The 18,587-nt window shown below is 41.8% G+C and carries 18 protein-coding genes; 5 read left to right on the top strand and 13 right to left on the bottom strand.

Features of this window, described 5'->3' with window-relative positions; genetic code table 11:
- The first annotated feature begins 105 nt into the window (after window positions 1-105).
- Together QWZ08_RS19700 and QWZ08_RS19705 are read left to right on the top strand one after the other, a co-directional pair.
- Window positions 106-519: a hypothetical protein gene (locus QWZ08_RS19700; protein WP_290339251.1), complete on the top strand. Its 414-nt coding sequence runs from the start codon at window positions 106-108 to the stop codon at window positions 517-519.
- A gap of 47 nt (window positions 520-566) precedes the next feature.
- Window positions 567-956, top strand: coding sequence for a hypothetical protein (locus tag QWZ08_RS19705; RefSeq protein ID WP_290339252.1), 390 nt, complete (start codon window positions 567-569; stop codon window positions 954-956).
- 126 nt (window positions 957-1,082) lie between these two features.
- On the opposite strand, the gene QWZ08_RS19710 is transcribed toward QWZ08_RS19705, so the two are convergent.
- Window positions 1,083-2,183: a T9SS type A sorting domain-containing protein gene (locus QWZ08_RS19710; RefSeq protein ID WP_290339253.1), complete on the bottom strand. Its 1,101-nt coding sequence runs from the start codon at window positions 2,181-2,183 to the stop codon at window positions 1,083-1,085.
- Window positions 2,184-2,864: 681 nt separating this feature from the next.
- Between QWZ08_RS19710 and QWZ08_RS19715 the strand changes: the two genes are divergently transcribed.
- Together QWZ08_RS19715 and QWZ08_RS19720 are read left to right on the top strand one after the other, a co-directional pair.
- Window positions 2,865-5,903, top strand: coding sequence for a SusC/RagA family TonB-linked outer membrane protein (locus QWZ08_RS19715; protein WP_290339254.1), 3,039 nt, complete (start codon window positions 2,865-2,867; stop codon window positions 5,901-5,903).
- Window positions 5,904-5,915: 12 nt separating this feature from the next.
- Entirely contained in the window at window positions 5,916-7,313 is a 1,398-nt protein-coding gene (locus tag QWZ08_RS19720) for a SusD/RagB family nutrient-binding outer membrane lipoprotein (RefSeq protein ID WP_290339255.1), read from the top strand.
- A 163-nt stretch (window positions 7,314-7,476) separates the two neighbouring features.
- On the opposite strand, the gene QWZ08_RS19725 is transcribed toward QWZ08_RS19720, so the two are convergent.
- From QWZ08_RS19725 to QWZ08_RS19765, 9 genes are all read right to left on the bottom strand, one after another.
- The gene (locus QWZ08_RS19725) at window positions 7,477-8,094 is read right to left on the bottom strand and encodes a class I SAM-dependent methyltransferase (RefSeq protein ID WP_290339256.1); all 618 of its coding nucleotides are present in this window, start codon (window positions 8,092-8,094) and stop codon (window positions 7,477-7,479) included.
- A gap of 299 nt (window positions 8,095-8,393) precedes the next feature.
- A complete protein-coding gene (locus QWZ08_RS19730; protein WP_290339257.1) occupies window positions 8,394-9,218 on the bottom strand; it encodes an NAD-dependent epimerase/dehydratase family protein in 825 nt (274 codons plus the stop codon).
- Between the two features lie 196 nt (window positions 9,219-9,414).
- Window positions 9,415-10,800 (bottom strand): hypothetical protein, encoded by a 1,386-nt coding sequence (locus QWZ08_RS19735; RefSeq protein WP_290339258.1) that lies wholly within the window; start codon window positions 10,798-10,800, stop codon window positions 9,415-9,417.
- A 27-nt stretch (window positions 10,801-10,827) separates the two neighbouring features.
- Window positions 10,828-11,541, bottom strand: a complete 714-nt coding sequence (locus tag QWZ08_RS19740; RefSeq protein ID WP_290339259.1) for a heavy-metal-associated domain-containing protein — start codon at window positions 11,539-11,541, stop codon at window positions 10,828-10,830.
- A 77-nt stretch (window positions 11,542-11,618) separates the two neighbouring features.
- Entirely contained in the window at window positions 11,619-12,179 is a 561-nt protein-coding gene (locus QWZ08_RS19745) for a helix-turn-helix domain-containing protein (RefSeq protein WP_290339260.1), read from the bottom strand.
- Window positions 12,180-12,257: 78 nt separating this feature from the next.
- A complete protein-coding gene (locus tag QWZ08_RS19750; protein WP_290339261.1) occupies window positions 12,258-12,860 on the bottom strand; it encodes a DUF4240 domain-containing protein in 603 nt (200 codons plus the stop codon).
- 73 nt (window positions 12,861-12,933) lie between these two features.
- Window positions 12,934-13,554 (bottom strand): HAD family hydrolase, encoded by a 621-nt coding sequence (locus QWZ08_RS19755; RefSeq protein ID WP_290339262.1) that lies wholly within the window; start codon window positions 13,552-13,554, stop codon window positions 12,934-12,936.
- 139 nt (window positions 13,555-13,693) lie between these two features.
- Window positions 13,694-14,044, bottom strand: coding sequence for a DUF2200 domain-containing protein (locus QWZ08_RS19760; protein WP_290339263.1), 351 nt, complete (start codon window positions 14,042-14,044; stop codon window positions 13,694-13,696).
- Window positions 14,045-14,269: 225 nt separating this feature from the next.
- Window positions 14,270-15,055 (bottom strand): nucleotidyltransferase domain-containing protein, encoded by a 786-nt coding sequence (locus QWZ08_RS19765; protein WP_290339264.1) that lies wholly within the window; start codon window positions 15,053-15,055, stop codon window positions 14,270-14,272.
- Between the two features lie 503 nt (window positions 15,056-15,558).
- On the opposite strand from QWZ08_RS19765, the gene QWZ08_RS19770 reads away from it, so the two are divergent.
- The gene (locus QWZ08_RS19770; protein WP_290339265.1) at window positions 15,559-16,065 is read left to right on the top strand and encodes a hypothetical protein; all 507 of its coding nucleotides are present in this window, start codon (window positions 15,559-15,561) and stop codon (window positions 16,063-16,065) included.
- A 147-nt stretch (window positions 16,066-16,212) separates the two neighbouring features.
- Here QWZ08_RS19770 and QWZ08_RS19775 read toward each other — a convergent pair whose 3' ends face one another.
- The 3 genes from QWZ08_RS19775 to QWZ08_RS19785 are packed head-to-tail and all read right to left on the bottom strand — an operon-like array spanning window position 16,213 to window position 18,083.
- Window positions 16,213-16,485 (bottom strand): c-type cytochrome, encoded by a 273-nt coding sequence (locus tag QWZ08_RS19775; protein ID WP_290339266.1) that lies wholly within the window; start codon window positions 16,483-16,485, stop codon window positions 16,213-16,215.
- Window positions 16,486-16,502: 17 nt separating this feature from the next.
- Window positions 16,503-17,627 (bottom strand): hypothetical protein, encoded by a 1,125-nt coding sequence (locus QWZ08_RS19780; protein ID WP_290339267.1) that lies wholly within the window; start codon window positions 17,625-17,627, stop codon window positions 16,503-16,505.
- Between the two features lie 18 nt (window positions 17,628-17,645).
- Window positions 17,646-18,083, bottom strand: a complete 438-nt coding sequence (locus tag QWZ08_RS19785) for a c-type cytochrome (RefSeq protein WP_290339268.1) — start codon at window positions 18,081-18,083, stop codon at window positions 17,646-17,648.
- Window positions 18,084-18,587 lie beyond the last annotated feature (504 nt).

Here is an 18,587-nt window from a genome sequence, read left to right on the forward strand (position 1 = left end):
CGACGAATACCCCTTATCCTGCGACGTAGAGCACTTGTTACTTTTAAACGAAGCGCTGCATTACACATCTTATATACATTGAATTACTTTTTAAAATTTACAATTATGAAAAAGATTTTTACACTTGTTTTATCAGCCGCCGGTACAATCAGTATTGCAGCAGCACAATCAAGAGATCAAAGAAACAATCCATATAGCAGCAGTAAATATGAAACAAAAGCTGTGGTTACGGATTACAATCACCAGCGGGGTTTTGATAAAAATAAATCCGATGCTTACAATGTTCCTTCTTTTTACTTTAAAGAAAAAGAGCAACAGATTGAAAAGATCAACCGCACATTTGACTGGAAAATTGACGCCGTTAAAATGAACAGGCATTTAAGAGGCTTTGAAAAAAACAAACAAATCCGTATGCTGCAAAATCAACGGAAAGAAGCCATTGCACAGGTGCAATACCGGTACGAGACAAGCAATCACCACAATGTTGGGTTTGAAAAAAAACATGACCATAAATGGTAGGCGATGTTCATCATTTATTTAACTCAGTAACAATTAAAACAAATACAATGAAAAAATTAGTGATAATACTTACAGCAATAGTCGCTTTCAACGTAGCGACTGCGCAACAGCGTAATAACAGCAACTACAATGATCCGTACGAAATGAACAACCCAAGAAACAACGATCATTACGGCAGCCAGGAAAATTCCACTGACTATGCATACAATGAAAATAGCCGTCGCAATGATAACCATGACCGCGATCGCATAACCAGGCAATACGATCGAAGAGACAATGATTATAGGAACGACCGTTCAACACCAGGTTACGGAAAAAGCAGGCGAATGGGCCGCTGGGAAAGAGACAGACCGCAACAAAGAGGAGCATCTTTTGGAACCGGTGTAACAATAGGTGCTGTTGCGGGTGTTTTGCTTGGTGTATTGATTTCGCATTAGTTTTACAATTTTAAACTTCAAAAAAAGGCTGGTAAAATACCCGCCTTTTTTAATTTTAGTCATAAGTACTGCTTTTAATTACCGGATACAGTAAGGCCGGTCTGCACAACGTATTTGTTTATACCATCATTCCATTTTTAAAAATAGTTTTTCAAACATTGCTTTTCCGTTTAAGGACAACAACTTTACATTGTAAATTCCTTTTGATAAATTACTGATGTCAATTTTTTGTCTGTCAATATAAGGACTTACAATTTTTACAATAACCCCATCAACTGAAACAATTTGTATTGTATTTACATCTGTTGGACGGTCACAATAAATCTGGACAAAGTCACCTGAAGGATTAGGGAGAATTGTTAAACCTGTTTTGGTTTTGAATGACAATTTTCTGGTGTCCGAATAGTTGTTTGTGCCATCCTTATATATCATTTTCAAACGATAATAAGCTGTTCCGTTCACCCCCGGATGCATAAAACGATAGGTGTGGTTAGCCCCTTCGGAAGATACATTCCCCAAATCCCTGAAGTGCGCAGCATCCCCGGCGTATTGAACAAGATAGCTGTTCAAATTAATTTCGTCTGCAGATTTCCATTGTAAGACAGCGACATTTCCATCAGTTGTACAAGTGAAATATACCAAATTAACAGGAACAACTCCCAACGGAGTTACCCGCATATTATCTGCCATAAAAATTACACCATAATCCTGGCAGGTGGGTGGGCGGCTGTCATAATGTACTACTACGCTATCAAAACCTTGCTGAAAACTACAGCGCAGGGTATCTACCGGCCAGGTTCCGGGATTGCCCGCTGTTTTAGTATTGGTGCCAACAAGACTGCCATTCATATAAGCTGTTACCCGCATGGTAGCTGCATCATCACAGCCAAGTTCCTGGCACGAGTACATGATAGAAAAATCGGTAAGTTTTGTGTCGAATCGCACCAGCAGGTCTGAAAGAAAAACGCTGTTAGGATAAATAACCCGGCCCGAAAACCCCTGTGGCGTAAAACCGAGGACGTTGGCATCTTGTATAGAATATCCCTGACCTGTACCGGCTAACCGGGCCGTGATGCCGTTAGCGGTTTGGCTGATTGGAAAACCTGAATGAAGCGGGGCATTATCAAAATCAAAAAGTACCGACTGGCCAAACACAATGGTAAAGAACCCGGCATATATGCAATACGCACCCATTGCAATTAAATAGTTGCAAATTCCTGGTTTCATTTTCAATAATTATGAAGGTTTATAATTCTTGTTTGAAAGTAGCAACGATGAGAAATCAAAACAATGACTGTCATCACACAGATTTGTAAATCCCGTCAGTCAAAAACCTCTGCTCTGATACGCCGGCTGTAATCATGCTACCCTATGCCGGTTTAATAACACTGGCTTCTGTTGTAGTATGGTAATTATTGCAGGTTGTTCAGCTGTATTTTCGCAAGCCCGTGTACAAAATAATGTTGAAGGACCGTTCCCGTATGCCCAGGTTGAACAAGGTTTTAAAAATCACTGCACGGAGTTATAAGTCAAATATCACCTGCTTCGCATCATTTGCAGTTATAAATATTCGGCCCGTGGGTGAACATTCTTATCGCGGTCAATGCCATTCAGCCGGCTGTTAACTGCAACATAGTTTGATAAGTTATCCGTACCAACCTTACATACGCTATCACAACCGGTTAAAAAAATGATTACGGTAAGATTTGCTTTATTCTACAACTTTGCCGTAAATACTGTGTATGTTTACCCTGCTTTAGAATGGTATCGCAACTGGCCGCATTGTAGCTACCCTGGAAATAATATAGCTCAGGTGTTTTAAAAAATTTGCATGCAGCGAATTGTAAAAAATGATGTCAAAGTAGGTATTATAATTCACCATTATTATTAAAAAATAAACAAACTCTCATGAGAAAAATTGCAGTGGTCTTTACTGTACTTCTGTGCAGTATTTCTGCCGTGTTCGCCCAAAACACAGTCAAGGGCAGAGTAACGGATATGAAAGACGGTACTCCTATTGCAGGTGCCACAATTAAAGTGAAAGGAGAAAAGAAGTCCATTACCTCAGGTGCGGACGGCTCGTTTGAAATTAATGTAAAGCCGGGAAGCGCAATAGAAATCAGCGAAGTAGGGCACAGCCCTCAAACAGTTCAGTATGATGGCTCCGGCGATCTGGATATAAAGATGACACAGGACACCAAGGCCCTGTCTGAGTTAGTAGTAACCGCCCTCGGTATCAAAAGAGAAAAAAGAAATTTAACCTACAGTGTGCAGGAAGTAAGAGGAGATGCCATCGTTGCCGCAAAGCAGGATAACGTGGTAAATTCTTTGGCGGGCAAGATTCCAGGAGTTCAAATCACCAACTCGACCGGTATGCCAGGAAGTGCCTCACGTATTGTAATCCGCGGCGCCACTTCTTTAACTGGCGAAAACCAGGCCTTATTTGTTATTGATGGTGTGCCCATGGATAACTCAGAAACAGGTTCACCGGCTGCGGGCTCGCTCACAGCGGGTTCATCTGCCAACAGGGCGATAGACATTGATCCAAACATTATTGAATCAGTTACTGTTCTGAAAGGTTCTGCTGCCAGCGCCATTTACGGTTCTTCCGGCGCCAGGGGTGTTGTTTTAATTACCACCAAAAATGGTGGGCTTAATAAGAAGGCACAGCTGAATTTTTCCAGTTCGTACAGCATTGACAATCCCATTTTACCCGGCTTCCAGGATAAATATGCACAGGGCCTGAACGGGGTTTATGTAGATGGCAACAATGGTCAGTTTGGTTCTGGTTCATGGGGACCGTTGATTGATACCTTAAAAGTAAACGGTGTACCGGTAAAAAAACATAACCAGGCGAAAGAGTTTTTCAGAACCGGCCATAGTTACGACAATACGGTAAGTGTAAGTGGCGCCGCCAACAATTCACGCTACTTCTTTTCTTATTCTTATTTAAAAGATGATGGTCTGATCCCCACTACCAGTTTAAACCGGCATGCTATTTTTGGAAAATTTTCCAACCAGTTGGCGGATAAACTCAACCTGTCTTTTCAAATGAACTACGTAAATACCGATAACCACCGCACAAACGAAGGTAACGGTTTGGGAAATCCATTGTGGACAGTATATGGAGCTCCTATTTCATGGGATCCTCTTCCCAGCACCAATCCTGATGGAACACAACGCTTGTATCGTGCTGCAAGAAATAACCCTACATGGCTGGTTAATAATACTGGTTTTCAATCCAACGTAAACAGGTTTATACCAGTAGCCGCACTTACCTATACTCCCTACACCTGGCTTACACTAACCGAACGACTGGGTGCGGATATGTACACCGACCAATCTGACTATCATGAAGCAAAAGGCATTGTAGGCGGTTTAAGTCCGGATGGCGGCGTGATTAACCGCAACGAAAACTTCAAGCAGTTTAACAATGATTTCATTGCCGATATACATAAGCAACTGACTTCAAAAATATATGGCTCTTTTCTGCTGGGAAGCAACCTGTTCTCCAAAACTGACCGGTTTGACCAGGCCACAGGTTTGGGATTAGGCATAGATGGCTTCTATAACATCAGCAATACTTCCAAACAAACATCCAGCAGTAACCTTTACAGGTATCGTAAAGTGGGATTTTATGCGCAGGCCAACCTGGAGTACGAGAAGCTGCTAACCCTCGCCTTAACCGGCCGGTATGATGGTACTTCCACACTGGCACAGGATAAAGCTTACTACCCTTACGGTTCAGCAGCGCTGGGCTTCATTTTCAGTGAATTAATGCATGATAAATCCTTCTTAAGTTTTGGTAAAATAAGGGCTTCTTATTCACTGGTAGGCAGTGATAATATCGGGCCTTATGCCTTAACAACGCCTTACTCTTCAGCCGTTGTTTCCAATATCACATTCCCCTACAATGGCCAGACAGGGTTTTTATTAAATACAACCCTGGGAAGCAATAAGCTGAAAAATGAATCATTAAAAGAAATGGAAATTGGCCTTGATTTGAAATTCCTTAAAAACAGGTTGTCTTTTGAGGGATCTTATTTTAAACGTACCAGCTCAGACCTGCTGGCGCCTATCCAGATTGACCCTGCCACAGGGTTTACCAATGCCAATTTAAATGTGGCTACCATTGAAAACAAAGGATTCGAATTGTTACTTAGCGGTATACCCATTAAAACAAAAGATGTAACCTGGGAAATAAACCTCAATTTCAGCCGCATCCGCAATAAGGTGATTGACCTTGGTCCGGGTTTAAACTCTTACCAGTTTGGTGGCTTTTCAGGAGGCGGCGGTATCTATGCCTTTAAAGACCAGCCGTATGGCGTTATTTTTGGTTCAAGATATAAGCGGAATGCTGCCGGAAGAATTTTAGTGGATGATGACGGAAGAGCAATACTGGATGACAATAACGGGCCGGTAGGCAACACCAATCCGAACTGGACAGCAGGTTTTTCCAACACCATTACTTATAAAGGATTTTCTTTCAACTTTGTTTTTGATGTAAAGAAAGGTGGCGATCTCTTCAACTTTGACGAACATTACAACTGGTTTTACGGCACGCCCAAAGCTACCGAAGACCGCAGTCCAAGACTTATCAATGGTGTTCGTGAAAGTGATGGAAAAGAAAATACAACACAGATCTCAGCCCAAACTTATTTCAGGGATTTAAGTGCTATCGACGAGGCCGTAATTGAAGATGGAACGTATGTGAAGCTGAGAAATGCGGGTATTTCCTATACGCTCAGCCGCGCCAAAATGAGCAGGTTTCCTTTCAGTGCTTTAACATTTACCGTAGCCGGCAGAAACCTCTGGATATACAAACCACATTTTTACGGATCTGATCCTGAGGCCAACCTGCAGGGCGGTGGTAACGGCCAGGGCCTGGTGAATTATATGGTACCTACAACCCGTTCAATCAGTTTTGGTTTAAAAGCTACATTTTAAAAAACAAGCAACATGAAAAAAATTAATTTCCTCATACTATTTGTATTTTTTATTTCCGCGAATGGTTGTAAAAAATTCCTGGATGTAAATAAAAACCCGAACAACCCCACGGAGGTTCCGGAATCTATTTCACTGCCTGCAGTGGAAACAGTAATTGCTACCGAAATTGTGGGAGGCAATGTAACTTTCGGCGTCTCCACTACCACTTCGTACTGGACACAACAGCTGGCATTGAACCAGGAGCAGCCGCAGATTGACGGGTACAAGATTACAACAGACGGAGTGGACTGGTATTTTCTATACCCTACTATTAAGAACCTGCAATTGTTAAGTACCAAAGCAGTAACCAATAGCAATTACGCATACGCTGGCATTGCTGAAGTGTTGTCGGCTTATACCATGGGCATTATTACCGACCTGTGGGGTGATGTGCCTTATTCGCAGGCGTTAGCCTCCGACAATATCCGCCCGACTTATGACAAGCAGGAAGACATCTATAAAGGCCTGCAGGCACAATTAGATAAGGCAATTGAATACTTTGGTAAACCAGCAGGATTAGCACCAGGTTCAGATGATTATATTTATGCCGGAGATATGGATAAATGGAAAAAGTTTGCCTATACCCTTAAAGCAAGATATTACATGCACCTTACAAAGGCACCAGGCTATACCGCTGCTGCGCAGGCAGACCTTGCGCTGGCCGCTTTGCAAAACGGGTTTGGCAGCAATGCTGATGAAGCATCATTTGCCTACCCGGGAACTTCCGGAAATGAAAGTCCTTGGTTCCAGAACACCTTATCCGGCGCCGGTGGTGTAGTGCTATCTTCCACCTTGATAGACTCCCTGGTTGCACGCAATGATCCACGATTGCCGGTAATAGCTGCTGAAGCTGCCACAGGTGGCGGGTATCATGGAAGGATAATCGGTACTGGTGCCAATCCCGACCCTGACGCATATTCACGCATCAATGATTTTTATGCCGGTGCGGCAGCCAGTGTGTATATATTAACTTACACTGAAGCGCTGTTTCTTAAAGCCGAAGCAACTTTAATCAAAACCGGATTCAGCGATGCACAACCTATTTACCAGGCGGGTATTAAGGCACACATGACCAAGCTGGGACTCAATGCCAGCTCTCCCGCTGTAGCAGCTTACCTGGTTAAAAGAGGTACGTTGACAGCCGGCAATGCATTGCAAAGAATAATGGAAGAAAAATCGCTGGCTGACTTTTTATCCGTAGAAAATTACAATGACTGGAGGCGCACTGGCTTCCCTTTGTTAACCCCGGTGCAACACAGTTATTACCCTGCCATACCAGTACGTTTTCCGTATCCTTTAACATCCATTACCAGCAATCCTCAACCTCAGCAGTCTGCTACTGTTACCACGCCTGTTTGGTGGGATAATTAATATTTTTTAAAAACTGAAAGAGGCTCTTTGCGTAAACAAAGAGCCTCTTTACTTTTTAAGCAACGCTGCAATAAAAAACTGCTCTTTATTTCCGTCGCCTTCCTGTCGTTGTACTCGTTTATCTAACGTGCTTATAATTTTAATCTGTGTATGGGCTGGAACGTTAGTTTTTATGCCGCTTAAAACTGCAGAACAAAAAATTTTGTTTGGTATCAAATGGGGTTACGTGGTCTTCTGTAATACAACGTATTTTATCAAACCCGTTTTGAAGTTCGGCTGTTAATTTTTCGTCGCTGTATTGCCTGGTTTGTAGCCCGCTGCATTTTTCCGGTCCACTTTCTGAAAATGTGCCGATGGTCAAAAACCCAGCAACTGAATTTTTAGCGATGTCTATATATTTTGCAATTTGCTCGCCGGTAGTTAAAAAGTGAAATGTAGCCCTGTCGTGCCAAACGTCAAAAGTAGTATCGGGCTTAAATTCCGTAACATCACTTACTACCCAGTTTATTTTTTTTGCCTTATCTCCCAGCCGCTTCTTTGCATTGTCAAGTGCCTGGGCCGAAATGTCGAGCACCGTAATATTTTCAAACCCTTCATCAAGCAAATAACCGGCAAGCTTACTATCGCCGCCTCCAACGTCTATAATCCTGGCAGTTTTTGGCAGCCCAAAAGAATGGATAAATTCCAGTGAAGTTAGCGGAACGGCCTGCGTCCAGCTAACCTGGCCAGGCTCCTTTGTTTTATAAACATTATCCCAATGTTGTTGTGTTGTTGTATCCATAGTATAAAGTTCTAAAGAAAAACATTTTTACTGTGTTACAAAAGTTGCATTTGGGTTGACTATTTTTTTAAAGAGACCACAACTGTTAAAATGAATAACAATGATTGGAGTTATAAAAAGCAGGTGAAGATTTACTACCGCTGGTACAATTTAACGTCAGCGGATTGCTGTTTCAATAGCATTGCTGCTTTATGCAAAATAATGGCTTACGGCTTCCTGAACTGCCTGCAGTGAACTGTACCGTGGCTGATAGTTTAATAATTGCTTTGCCTTTTCAATACTTCCGTTAGGGCTATGGGCTATGTGATCCAGGTTAATTCGGCGTCCCGTTCACTAACCGTCTTCTTCCATTCTTCCCATGGCTTAAAACTAAGATGGGCATGCAGCCCGTACCATGTTGCCATTGCCATGGCATAGCCTCTTAATGTAAGTGCCTGTTCAGAAACAATATGAAAAGATTCGCCGATACAACGTTGCCTGTTGCCGATTGCAAGCATAAAGGCCTGCGCAACATCACCCGCATGCACATGATGCAGGGTTTCCATCCCCAGGTTAGGCAAAGTAATTGTTTCGCCCTTCGCCAACAACCTGAATATTTCCGGGTCCAAATTTCCTGCGGGATTAATGGGTAACCACCCTGGTCCGGTGATATGCCCCGGGTGCAATATGGTAACCGGAAAACCCTGTTGTCGTCCAATTGAAAGAAGATAAGATTCAATGGCAGCTTTGTTGATACCGTATTCTCCAAAAGGCTTTCGCTGCTGGCTTTCGCGGGTTGGTACCTGTTCACTGTGCCCATGCACCCACATCGTGCCGCAATGTATAAAGTGTTCAACTTCGCCAGTTAACGCTGTTGTTAGCATCGCAGCACTTTGAGGAGTAAAACAAATCAGGTCAATTACAATCTCACCCTGCAGTGCTTTAATGTCTGTCCCAAAAGTACCATTGGCTTCAGCAGACAACCGGTCGATGGTGACATGCTGTACCGATTTCCACAATGGGTGCAAACTATAAGGCTTACTTTTATTACGGCTTACGCAGATAACCTCGTGCCCAGCCATTACCAACCTGGGAATTAAATATGTACCGATATGACCTGTACCGCCGATGATTACAACCTTCATCTTATTCAAAGTTTTGTTTGATACCAGCACAAAAATCCAAAGCACGTAATCATCAACTTTTAAATTTATCCGGTTGATTATTTGATCAGTTGACCAATGGATGCAAAAGAACCATACTGTGCAACAAATATCCACTTTAATATTTACATGTAATTGCTTATGAAGCACGACGCATGCAGATGTTTAAACAATAGAATTACATTTTCATTAAAGCGGGATAAAATCTTAAATGCACTTCAAATGCCATCGGGTTTTTACCGTACAAACTGTTCAACCTACTATCTGCATGATACAATGTAAACTGACTTCCGCCGGCTAATTTTGTTTTACCAAGGTGTAGCAAATCATAATTAAACCCAAGCGTAAAAGCATTCACCGGAAAAACGGCCCCGGGGCCATAAATTGTTTCATCCAGGTTTAATTCTTCCACTGATTTTTGAACATATTCATACCTGCCATGAATGGCAAGTTTGTTGCGGAGCCATGAAGCTTCCAGCAATAAAGCATTTTCACCATCGTGGCCTTTTATTTTATTTTGCCCCCAAAGTGCAACGGCATTTAACCAGGCGCTGCCCGGCAAAGGCAAACTGTAAATGGCAGAAGCTGTAGTACGGTTGACGTCTTCGCTTGCATGCAACTCTTCCGGACTTTTTATAAAACCATGCGACACCTGCAAAGCCCAGTTTTTGGAAGGGTTGTACGATAATCTGCCGCTCCAGCTGTCAAAAGTTGGCTTATCAAAATCAAAACGCTTATCATTCGGCTCCCTCCCGGTAAATGAAGAACCTTCCAGTTTAACATTACCCAAACGAACCCCCAGCGTTGCTACGCCGAACGTAACGTGGGTGGCATCAGCCCAGTGGTGAGAAAGTGGCGCATCGGGATTGTATAACGCAGACGGGCGGTGCATAAAGGCCACCGGACCCAGCGCAGGTTCGCCAGGATAAGCCAGGTAAATAAACACGTCGGCTTTTTTTGAAAGCGCCTGTGCATAGCTTAAAGACAGCTCAGAAAATAAGTCGTGCGGATGTTGCCTGTCGACAATCGGCTTGCCTTTATAAGCTTCGCCGCTTTGAAACAACAACGGATAACCACCGCCGCCCATCGTGACGGCATCCAGCGAAAGCATAGTATTGAAATGCAACAACCCGTTGTTGCCTGCTTTTCTTTGGCCCATCCACATCAGCCAGTTCGGGGCATCCACTTTATCGCCACCCCTTACCCCTTTGTTTGAAAAATCCTGGTTGTTGTACCTGAGAAAAAGGTTGTAATGCAGCATGTACATCCAGTTTTTTTTATGATACATATTGCCATACATCGGTGAGGCATCCGGCAGCCACCCTGTACCGGAGCCATTTCGACTCATGGGGAGGTGTAGCGAAAAAGCATGGCTCATGTTGCCCATATCCATGTCATCGTCCATCATCGTATGGTCTTGCTTCATCATTGTATCCATTTCCATTGGCATTGTATCTTTAGCTATATGCTTCGGAGTATCCTTCATGGGCATCGGATGTTGCTGCGCAGTTGACGCCAGGATCATCAAACAAAATAGTACTGTGAACCCAATTAATTTTTTCATGTATCGTAGTTTGTTTTTCATTACAGTTTATAAAAGTGAAACAAGCAAGCCGGCACTCATTGCTATCATCAGTGCGTCTTCAATAATGGTAACGCTACTCATTGGTAAATTGAAAACCGCTCCCAGGCACGCACATTGTATTTTTCTTTTATTGAATACGCTTTGCAATACCCCTATAATACTTACTCCCATAACAATTAGTGTTCCTGAATTGGTGATGAATGGCTGAAAGTTCAGGGCATATGCGATACCCAGCAACAGCTCAATAAAGGGGTAAATAAAACCCCATAGTCTCATTCTTTTTGCTACAATATCATACATCGCATAACTATCGGCAAAGCCGTTCAGGTCCAGCATTTTGAAGAATGAAAATGTGAGAAAGAAGCCTGCCATAAAAACATTCATTCCCTGCATTTGATTAAACCCGCCCTGTGCAGTAGCGACAATTAATGCTACGGTTGTGATATAGCCAAAAATTAGCAAGAGAGGTTTGTATGCAGCCAGCCAGCTTTTTGTCTGTTCCGCAGTTTCGTTGTGTTCCGTTGCAGCTATTGCATATTTTTTGTCAAGTGCCTGTTGAAGAACAGCAAGTGGAATATGCTGGTCCATACTGATAACTGCTGTTTGCTTTTCTTTTGAAACTTCAACGGCCGTAATATTGGGCAGCTTCAGCAGACTGCTTTTTACATTGGCTTCGCAATGACCGCAGGTCATGCCTGTAACTTCATATGTATGTGTCATAATTGATTATTTTGACACAAAGTTAGTCTGCGCTGCAGGGCTGCCTGTTACGGAATTTTGTATTTGATTTGTAACATTTACAGGTCTTCTATATTCCGCCTTTTATTTTCTTTAAGCGACTTAAAATAGCTGGGTGTAAAGCCGGTTATTTTTTTAAACTGGTTAGATAAATACGCAACGCTGCTGTAGCCCAATTGATCAGCGATTTCAGAAATTGTCATTTCATCATACACCAGTAATTCCTTAGCCTTTTCAATGCGTTGATGAATGAAATACTTTTCAATGGTAGTGCCTTCAACTTCTGAAAACAAGTTGCTTAAATAATGATAATCCTGGTGAATTTTAGAGGTGATAAATGCCGACAGGTTGGTGTGCAGGTCGTTGCCTGAATGATGTACCAGTTCAACGATGGCATTTTTAATTTTTTCGATAGTCTTACTTTTTTTGTTGTCTATCAGTTTAAACCCAACCGCTTTTAAAGCCGTATCAAGCTGGAGTAACTGATCTTTTGATAATTCGTTTTCAATTTCAACTTCGCCCAAATCAACTGATAGTGGACGATGTCCCATACTTTCCAATTGCGCCTTCACCATCATTTTGCAACGGCTGCAAACCATGTTTTTTATGTAGAGTTTCATATTTTATTCATCTTGTTGTACCCGCGAAAGTTAACAGGGCAATACTTTATATCTAAGTGATATAGCTGCATTATTTCATCAGATATTGTCCGGATATTTTGCGTACAGTTCAGGAAACATAAGCTTCAAATCATCACTCTCTTCTGTCCATTCTTTTCCGGTTGTGCCCTGGTGTTCTTCAAATGCAGAGGGTATATCCTGCCCCGTCATCTCCTGGAAAACAGTGGAGGCAACATAGCCCAAACCTTCCCAGTCAACCTCCTCTATTTTATCTGTGTTAACTTCTACAAGGCTTTCCGGATCTTGAATCGTTTTATAATAAAAGGCTTTGCCTTGTCCTATTACCCATTCCCTGAAATCGTTAAAACTGTCGTCACTACATCCGCCATGGATAATATAAATGGCACCCCAAAGCTCCCAGGTATTTGCCCGGCCCCTTAGATAACGAAACCGGTTGTCAAACAATATGATGTCTCCGGCGGTTAGCTTACCCAATTCATCTGCCAGCGCTTTCTGTTGTTGTTCATAGTCGCCACCTGACTTATCTTTTGTTGTTTGGATAATTTTCCAGAATGGATCTTCATCCATTAAATGATCTGAGGAAATCAAGCTGGTGTCTTCGGGCAGCTCAACGTTTGAGCCTTTCTTTGTTCCGCCAAAAAGTTTGTCAAATAGTCCCATAACTAATTTTATTTATTGTAATGTACCACTTGTTTAGGATGAAGGGTTCCACATTCCGCCACGTCATCTTCTTTCATACATATTTTCCCAGCTGCTGATAATTAGTAATTACATTTTCGCCTGGCAGGCTTTCATTTTCCCCAAGATAGTCATACAAAACGGTAGCAATACCCAATTCTTTTGCTGCTTTTATTTCTGAATGCAGGTCATCACCAATAACCAAAACCTCATTGGGGGTAAGATTATACCTCAACATAATATCCTTAAAAAAATTCTTTTTTGTCAGGGAAGAAGCAATCGGATCAACAATGATTATTTCTTCAAAATGATCTTTAATATTCAGCTGATCAATTTTACTCAGCTGCAACTTTTTAAATCCGGTTGTTACTAAAAATTTCAAACAGGTTAATTTTGTAGTCAACGCATAATCATCAAAAGGAGCTATTGTGTCATCATAAGTAAGTTCGGTTAGCAATTTCAAACAGGTAGTTGTCAGTGCATCGCTGAAGGCATACATCTTTGCTACTACCTGGAATGGCTTTCGCATAATCTCCGCTTTTATTTCGCCCATTGTGCCTTGATAATTCCCATCTTTCTCAATGGTTCTAAAAAGTGATTTGAATAGTTGATCACCTATAGCCGCAACCGGGTAGATGGTATTGTCAAGATCAAATATGATTGCTTTTTTTGTCATGGCTAAATTATTTACCTGCTGTCATTAACCGATAATGAACAATATGGACAGGTGGCATAAACATGAAGCAGTGTGCTATCAGGCATGGATTCCAGGAAGAGCAATGATCGTGTATATAAATGCCTGAGAAGAAATTTGGTTACCTCCTCAATATCTTTTCCATTGCTTTTCCTTTGGCTAATTCATCGATGAGCTTGTCAAGATATCGTATCTTTTGAATTACTTTGTCCCCGATGTCTTCTACCCGGTATCCGCAAATAACACCAGTGATTTTTGAAACATTTTCGTTCATCTCAGGAGCCCCGGCAAAAAATGTTTCGAAATCACTTTTACTGTCAATTTGTTTTTGTAATGTTTCTTCGTTGTAACCTGTTAACCAAAAAATAACCGCATCAACCTCATCCTTCGTACGCCCTTTTGCCTCCGCTTTTTTTATGTATAAAGGATAGACACTGGCAAAAACAAGTTTATATATTCTATTCTTGTCCATTGTAGCATTGTTTAAAAATCAAACTGGGTTAATGTTCAGGTCTTAACACAGCCGGGATATTACTTTCGGCCGCACAAAACCCTGCGCTGAATTTATAACTAAAAGTTCAATATTCTAATTGCAATTCAAAGGTATCCGTTAATCCGGAACTAAATACTGGCTTGCTTTGGTTAAAGCTAATAAGATCAAGGCCTCAATTCCATAATACCAAATGATGGTAGCAGGCTATTCTTCAAATTGTTTTATTTTTTCAAAATACGCCATTACTTTTTTTTCAGTTTTAACCTGTAAAATAGTGTGTACTTTAAAAAGTTCAGTTCTAAGTTGCCTGTAAACTGAAACTGCATTTTCTAAACTATTCAAAAGTGATGCTCTCGTATAGCCGGGTATTGTCGCTTTTAAATCTTCCAGGTCTTCATTTGAAATTTGAGTTTCTATTTTCCTGACACCTCTTGGTAAATTGTTGTTTTTAATGTGTAGCAAAGGGCCTAATACCACCATCCTTAAAAAACCCAAAAAGTCAAATGCTTCTAATAGTTCACCACGTCCGATTTTCAAAAGTGCGTAGTGTATCCAAATCCAAAAACGGTCTTCAATCCATTGGTCGTCCGGGTAAGGAAATTGAAATTCTGTCTGTTCAATAATTTGTTGTAATTGATTGTTTGTATCCAGCAAAATTACTGGTTGCTCAATTCTATGTTTAAATTCTTCAAGTGTCAAAAACTTGATATCAACGTGCAACAATGGGTTATCGTATAAGCAAATCAAAACCCTTGGCTCGCCAACATGTTCCCCTGTGAATCCGGTTAAAAGATCTCCAAACTGGCTGGCATATCCAAGCATTTTATTCTTGTCGGCTGAAATTTTTTCCTTGGCTACCACTATGAGGTCAAGGTCTGAAAACTCATCAAGTTCATCGGTAAGCCACGAACCTGCAACGGCTAAACCAATAACTGAATTGTCTGTTTTTAAGATTTTTTTTACCCTGTTTGCAAAATCTACTTGTAGCATCTTCGTCCTGCTTTGAATTTAAGGCTATGTCACTTTATGTTGGCGCTAACACCTCAATGGATGGTATTGCACGCAAGTAAAATAAAAAAAACTGAAATTGAAAAGCATTTCTTTACCATTGGCAATCCTGTTTGTTAACCGGACAATGCACCACCATCATGCTGTATTTTCTTCATTGCAGCAATCGTATAATTGCTGTATACAGTAGCCGGTTGTTGTTACTGATATGCAAATAATGCCAGGTCGTTCTGCTGTCAAAAAAATAGCAAGCTATTCGCACAAGGCTGTCGTCTCCCGGGGTATATGCCGGAAGGATGGCTACTTTGATAAGCCGTCAATTTATTTAACAAATAAAAATTTGCAGCAGCGTTTACGTCTGCACCAGCATCCAGTCTGCATTGGACGAATGATGCAGCTACCACATCATTAAAAGCACCGCACCCACACACAGCGTTTGCCGCAGTTGGCATTGGTTTTGATTTTAGCAGCATACAACCAACCTCATGACTAAAAAACTACTATTGGTACTGGCGCTGATTACAGGCAGTATCGCATTTAAAGCTGCAGCCCAGGTTCATATTAATGTAAATATTGGCGTTCGTCCGGCATGGTGCCCCGTTGGGTATGTGCAGGCAGCATACTATTATATGCCAGATATTGACGCTTACTATGATGCACCGCAAAGACAGTTCATTTACCTTCAGGGTGGTGACTGGATTTTCGGCGCCTCCTTACCTGATCGTTACAGCAATTATGATTTGTACCGCTGTAACAAAATAATGATCAACCAGCCAAGGCCTTACCTGCGGAACGATTATTACCGCCGGAGGTATGGCGGCTATTGTGGCTACGAAAATGAACGTTTTGTAAGTTATGGCCGCAACGAAAGATACCGTGAGGAGCGGGAGCGTCCATACGAACGCAGGTGGGTTAACAACGATGGCTACAACCGTGGCTACGGCCGGGATTGGCACGAGCGCGGGCGGCACAATGGTCATCGCAGGGATTAACAACATGGATTACCTTTCATTATATAAAGGTCAATTTTTCCACTTGCGAAAAATTGACCTTTTTTATTGGCTGCAATCGAGGGATTGAAATAAATAAGCTGCAATATGCAGAGAGTTTGTTGGCCCTGTAAGACTAAAACGCTTTTCTCAGTTGTTGGCACTTTTTAGAAAATCAGTAATTTTTTCAACATCAGTTTTGGTAAGGTTAGCCCTTATTTGCATGTGTGTACCAACGATATCCCAGTTATCGTTATTTAATTCACCCGGGGCCGGTGCATTGTGGCAACGGTTACAGTTTTCTCCCCACAACTGTGCGCCCGATTTGTTGGCTACTTTAGCTGATACATAACAACCGGTTAATAAACTGGTTGCTAAAATAACAATGCTGAATACAGCGAATATTATCAATATTTTTTTCATACAATTTTTTTTAGGAATTAAAAACCAAATACAACAGAAGCATAGAATGTTTTAGGCTCATCGCTTTTAGACTGATATGCCAGCTTTATAAGACTGTTCCAGTGCAGCCAGTAATCAACCGCAAACTCATTGGAAGTTACGGCGGCTCCGCCCCATGGGGCGTTTACAGGTCGTTTATAATTGGAGTACCTGTAGGCAAATTCCAGGTTTCTGAAAAAAGTATTGTCAACCAGCGCAGGCCTTAAACTCCCTGATAAATACCAGGCCCTGGGTGAATTGGCAAACAAGTATTTTGTTACGCCATCGGCGGCCAGGTAAGCTGCGTTGTCGCCTGTTTTCTGGTGCCTTAATTCACCCGTAATACGCAGCGTACTTTGCAGGGCACTGATATTTTGGTACCAGTTAAGATCCACCGCCTGCATATCCAGGCTTACGTTCTCATTTTCAGTACCCGCGTCGCCGGTTTTTGCTTTATGCTGAAAAGAAAACCCCAACTCAAGATTAGATGCTGCCAATGGAACAATAGCAATCCTTCCGCCCACCGCCAGGCTGTTATTATTGGCTGTATAAGCTTCGTAATCAAACTGCCCGGCATTTAATGTATCCGTTAATAAATGAGGCCCGTTCACAACATAGCAATCGTACAAAATTTTAATGTCGCCAAAAGGCAAAGCACCCAGGGCACCAACACCGGTTTCAACAGAGGCACCAATACCGCCATCACCAAAGCCTGTGGGATTAGATGAAAAGCGGTTTATAAAACCTTCGGCAAGCCTCCCGCGGTAAGCGCCGAATTTTGGTAAAAATCTTCCTGCATGCAGAGTGAGGTAAGGGTTCACGGTATAGCACATATTGGCGTATTCAAGGCCAAGGTCTGCACTGCCGCCGCCGGTTTCAATTTCCATTTCCGCTTCTATAAAAAGCTTGGGCGAAATACGCCATAAAAAAATGGGTTTAAAGTTGATTTCACCAAAACCTTTAGCAACGCTGTTGGAAATATAGCTTGCTTCCGCATTGCCATAAACAGCAAATTTGTTTGAACCGGGAGATGCCTTTGCAACGGCAACATTGACGGAATCCTGAGCCTGCACCGATACGCACGATAACAGCAGGAGCACAATAGCCGGAATTATCTGTCTCATATATTTTGTTTTAGTTGTTTATTTTTTTGCAAACGTTCTGATGTAGCTGATCAATTCCCAGCGCTGTTTTTCGGTTAGCGTAGTTTTGTAGGATGGCATCGGATTATGCCCCTCACTCATTTCCCAAAAAAGTGCACCATCCGTTTGGTTTTGTATAAAGGTAGAAGTATGATCTGCAGGCTTTATCGCTAAACCTGCAGCGGCAACACCATCGCCTTTGCCCTTGCTTCCATGGCAGGGCATACAATACGTAGTGTATATTGTTTTAGCCTCCTTTAAAGTTGCCGCATCTGGCACAACCGGATTTTTTACCGCATCTGCAGATTTTGGAGCGATCCATTTGCCACCCTTTACCTGGGCCTTTGAAATAACGGCAAATAATAAAAATAAAATACTGATGGTTAACCGGAGCTGTAATAAAGCAAAACGGCTTTTGTTAAATTTGTAAGGCAGCATAAGTTTATTTTTTTATAAATCTACTCCCAATACCGGCCTTTGCCTATGACTTTTTTACAGCATACAAATGATTGGTATCATGTTTAAGATGCCTTCAGCGGGATCAATTGATGCAATAACAATTGGTTAACACAACACCCTTGACATTTAAGGAAAAAAATCAACCATCAAAGTGTAAATAATTTTCGCAGTGCCATAGCGTTGTAAGGCAGTAGGGTAAATTTATCAGTTGGAAATTTGTAAAAACCTTCTGCTAAAATGGAAGCTGCCCAACGGGCTGATGGTTCCATTATGCCATTCAGGCATAATGGAATTTGCATTGTTGACACGCACTAGGATTTGAAAGAATCAGCTAAAGCTAAAACCAAGCCGCCAAAAAAAATATACCATACCAATACGAATACGTTCCGGCCATCTGTGTCCTGGAAACAGAAAGTGCGCAGAAGGCGTCCGTATTTTAGACAACTTTCCCTTTTACGGAACTGTTCACTTTAAAGAAAAGCT

The organism is Ferruginibacter paludis (assembly GCF_030409685.1).
In the GTDB taxonomy this organism is placed as follows: domain Bacteria; phylum Bacteroidota; class Bacteroidia; order Chitinophagales; family Chitinophagaceae; genus Ferruginibacter; species Ferruginibacter paludis.